The sequence below is a fragment of the Haloactinopolyspora sp. genome, from assembly GCF_027324685.1.
Lineage (GTDB): Bacteria > Actinomycetota > Actinomycetes > Jiangellales > Jiangellaceae > Haloactinopolyspora.
On sequence record NZ_DAHVSH010000025.1, the window covers coordinates 1 to 3,261 of the forward strand.

A 3,261-nucleotide genomic window follows, 5' to 3' on the forward strand; every position below is an offset into this window, starting at 1 on the left:
CACCGCGGCGACCACCTGGTCCAGCAGCGCCTGCTTGTCGTCGAAGGCGCGGAAGATCGTGCCTTCGGCGATGCCCGCGGCTTCGGCGATCTGCCGCGTGCTGACGTCGAAGCCGTGCCTGCGCACCAGCGGGATGGTCGCGGCGACGATGGCGGCGCGGCGCTGGTCCGGCGACATCGGCGCTGCCCGTGCGCGGCGGGCCGCGTCGGTCGCCCCTGGGTTCGTCACGACGACGAGCCTGACTGAGTGAGGACTCACTCACAACGGGTTTTTTTCAGCGCTCCGGGACGACCGCGAGCCGAACCTGCGCGAATACCGTGAAACGCCCGGCCAGGCCATAGAGTACGCCTATGGAGATTCCGCGCGTCACCGCAGATCACGTGCGTCATCTGCGCAAGTACGCGCCCCACGCCGATCTCGTCTACGTCGGTTCCGGCCGGTTGGAAGTCGACGGACAGCACAATGATGTCGTCCACGGCACCTATCTGTGCAGCTCCTCGATGCTGGACGACCTGCCGGCCGGAATCGACGACGAGGACGCGGCCGCTCGGCTCACCGCGTCGCTCGCCGCCGACCTGGACGAACTGGCCACGAAAGAGCACGCCGAAGCCTTCGTACGCAGGCTCAACGAGTACCAGGGAGCCGACATCTGGGCCGAGATCATCGAGGCCGATGCCGATTTCGACGAACAAGTGCCGTACGACTACCCCGCCTACGTGCGATCGGAGTACGACCGGCGCCAATACGAGGCGAACGCGACCGTGGCGGAGTTCGTCGGGCTCGGCGGTCGCGCCACGTTTTACCGCAGCCGCCGCGACAACGTGTGGCACGTGGAGTACACCAGCTGATCGCGCTCAGTCGTGCCGGCCGCTGACGGCGAGCTGCGCTCCGATCCCGATCATCGCCAATCCACCGAACCCACCGATCTGGGCCAGCCGCCGCGGCGAGCGGACCAGCCAGTCCCGCGCGGCGCCGACACCGAGCGCCCAACTGCCGTCGGACACCACGGCGATGCCGGCGAACACCGCGCCTAGCAGCAGCATCTGCGTAGCAGGGCCGGCACCACCGGGGGTGATGAACTGCGGCAGGGCCGCGGCGAAGAACACCATCGCCTTGGGGTTGGTCAACCCGACGACGAAGCCCTCGCGGAACGCACGGCGGGTACTGACCACTGGGGCGGCCGTCCCCGGCGCCACCGACAGCGCGCGACGGTGCCGCACCGCCTGCACGCCGAGATAGACCAGGTAGGCCGCCCCGGCCAGCTTCACCACCGTGAACGCTGTCGCCGACCGCGCCAGCAAGGCGCCCAGCCCGAACGCCACCGCAACGACTTGAACGTAGACACCGGAGGTGTTGCCGAGCACGGTGATGAGCGCACCGCGCCGGCCGAGCACCAGTGCGCGGCTGACCGCGAACATGACGCTGGGGCCGGGGACGGCGATGATCACCAAGGAGGTCAGGGCGAAGGCGAGCAGGTGAGCCGAGGAAACCACAGACTCACTCTAGACCTCGTGGTCAAGGCGTTTTTGGGTCTCGTCCTCGGTCAGTTCCTCGATGGTCTGCGAGACGATCCATTCGAAGCCGAACGGGTCGCGCAAGCGTCCTTGGAGCAAGCCGTAGGACGAGTCGTGCACCGGGAAGACGACCTGCGCGCCCGCGTCCGTCATGGCCGCGCTGACGGCGTGGGCGTCGTCGACGTCCAGGGTGAACATGACCGGCGATCCGCCGAGCGTCGCCGCCGAACGGTCGGTGCCGTCCTCGTCCTTGATGCTGACCACATTCTGGCCGAACCAGAGCTCTGCGTGCACGACCGCGCCGTCGGGTCCGGTGTAACGGTTGCACAACTCGGCGCCGAAGGCGCGGCGGTAGAAGTCGATGGCGTCGTCGGCGCCGGTCACGACCAGGCGCGGTTGGGGAATCATGGTGTACATACCGCCATCGTGACGCTCGATCGGCGGTGGCGGATTGGAGAAATCGCTCGCCGTCGTCGATCAGCCCGCGATGGGCACGTGATTGCGTTCACCCGCCGAGCGTGGCCGGTAGCGGCCCGGCGTGATGCCGGTGAGCTCGCGGAAGTCGTTGATCAGATGGGCCTGGTCGAAGTAGCCGTAGGTGGCCGCCATGGACGCCCAGTCGACGTCGTCGTCGCTGGTACTGACTCGCCGCAGCACCCGCTGCAGCCGGCGTATCCGGCCGAATGCCTTGGGCGCCGGGCCGACGGCGGCGCGGAAGCGGCGATGGAAGGTGGAGGTCGCCACGCCGAGGTCGTCGGCGACTCCGGCGACCGAGGCCCCGCGGTCGAGGCGGCGCACGGCCTGGACCAGGAACGGATCCGCTTCGAGCGGGTTGACCACCTGCTCGAGCAGGATGGTCTCCATCGTGTCGAGGACGGCGTGCGGCGTCGACTGCTCGAGCAGGCGATCGCGCACCACACCCGCGCCGGTCCCCCACAGCGAGTCCAGCGCGATCACCGGTTCCACCAGAGCCGAGGCCGGGGGCGCGAAGAACGGCACCGCCCCACCGGGGTGGAAGGCCACGCCGACCCCGCCGGCGCGATCCGCCGGATCGATACCGACGGCCCGGGTGCTGGCTCCGCACAGGACGGCGCTGCCAGCGCGATGTTCCTTCTCGAGCTCGGCTCCGTCGTAGTAGCGGATGCCGTCGCGGCTGAGGTTGACGACCAGCTGCATCGTGCCGGTGGGCAGCGCGAGCTCGAGGCCGGGCGGCAACGGTTCGGCCACGTACCACAACCCGGCGACGAATGGCGCCAGGCGCAGACCGGGCCGGCGGAACAACGTCGTCATGACCCTTCGACCCTACGGCCGGTTCAGTCGCGCACGCGACTCGGCCACCACACCTTCCGCCCGATGTCGTACGACAAGGCCGGAACCAGCAGTGACCGGACGATGAACGTATCGATCAGGACGCCGAAGGCGACCAGGAAGGCGATCTGGCCCAGGAACAGGATCGGGATCACCCCGAGGGCCGAGAATGTCGCCGCCAGCACCAGACCCGCCGACGTGATGACGCCACCGGTCACGGTCAACCCCCGCAGGATGCCCGGCCGGGTGCCCGACCGCAACGACTCCTCGCGCACCCGGGTCATGAGGAAGATGTTGTAGTCGATGCCCAGCGCCACCAGGAACACGAACGCGAACAGCGGCACCGCCGGATCGGCCCCGGGCCAGTCGAAGAGGTGGTTGAACACCAACGCTGCCACACCGATCGTGGTGGCGAAGCTCAGCACGACGGTCAGGATCA

The 3,261-nt window shown here is 68.7% G+C and carries 6 protein-coding genes; 1 reads left to right on the plus strand and 5 read right to left on the minus strand.

What is annotated here, in order from left to right; all coding sequences use genetic code 11:
* Window positions 1–177: helix-turn-helix domain-containing protein (locus M6444_RS03815; RefSeq protein ID WP_363326227.1), on the minus strand; the 177-nt coding region annotated here is incomplete at its 3' end.
* Between the two features lie 173 nt (window positions 178–350).
* On the opposite strand from M6444_RS03815, the gene M6444_RS03820 reads away from it, so the two are divergent.
* The gene (locus M6444_RS03820) at window positions 351–848 is read left to right on the plus strand and encodes a hypothetical protein (protein ID WP_298323339.1); all 498 of its coding nucleotides are present in this window, start codon (window positions 351–353) and stop codon (window positions 846–848) included.
* A 6-nt stretch (window positions 849–854) separates the two neighbouring features.
* Here the strand turns inward: M6444_RS03820 and M6444_RS03825 are convergent, their stop codons facing one another.
* The 4 genes from M6444_RS03825 to M6444_RS03840 form a co-directional block, all read right to left on the minus strand.
* A complete protein-coding gene (locus M6444_RS03825) occupies window positions 855–1,493 on the minus strand; it encodes a LysE family translocator (RefSeq protein WP_298323341.1) in 639 nt (212 codons plus the stop codon).
* A 9-nt stretch (window positions 1,494–1,502) separates the two neighbouring features.
* Window positions 1,503–1,931, minus strand: a complete 429-nt coding sequence (locus tag M6444_RS03830) for a VOC family protein (protein ID WP_298323343.1) — start codon at window positions 1,929–1,931, stop codon at window positions 1,503–1,505.
* Between the two features lie 60 nt (window positions 1,932–1,991).
* The gene (locus tag M6444_RS03835) at window positions 1,992–2,804 is read right to left on the minus strand and encodes a helix-turn-helix domain-containing protein (protein ID WP_298323345.1); all 813 of its coding nucleotides are present in this window, start codon (window positions 2,802–2,804) and stop codon (window positions 1,992–1,994) included.
* Window positions 2,805–2,827: 23 nt separating this feature from the next.
* A partial coding sequence (locus M6444_RS03840; RefSeq protein ID WP_298323347.1) for an MMPL family transporter occupies window positions 2,828–3,261 on the minus strand: 434 nt, incomplete at its 5' end.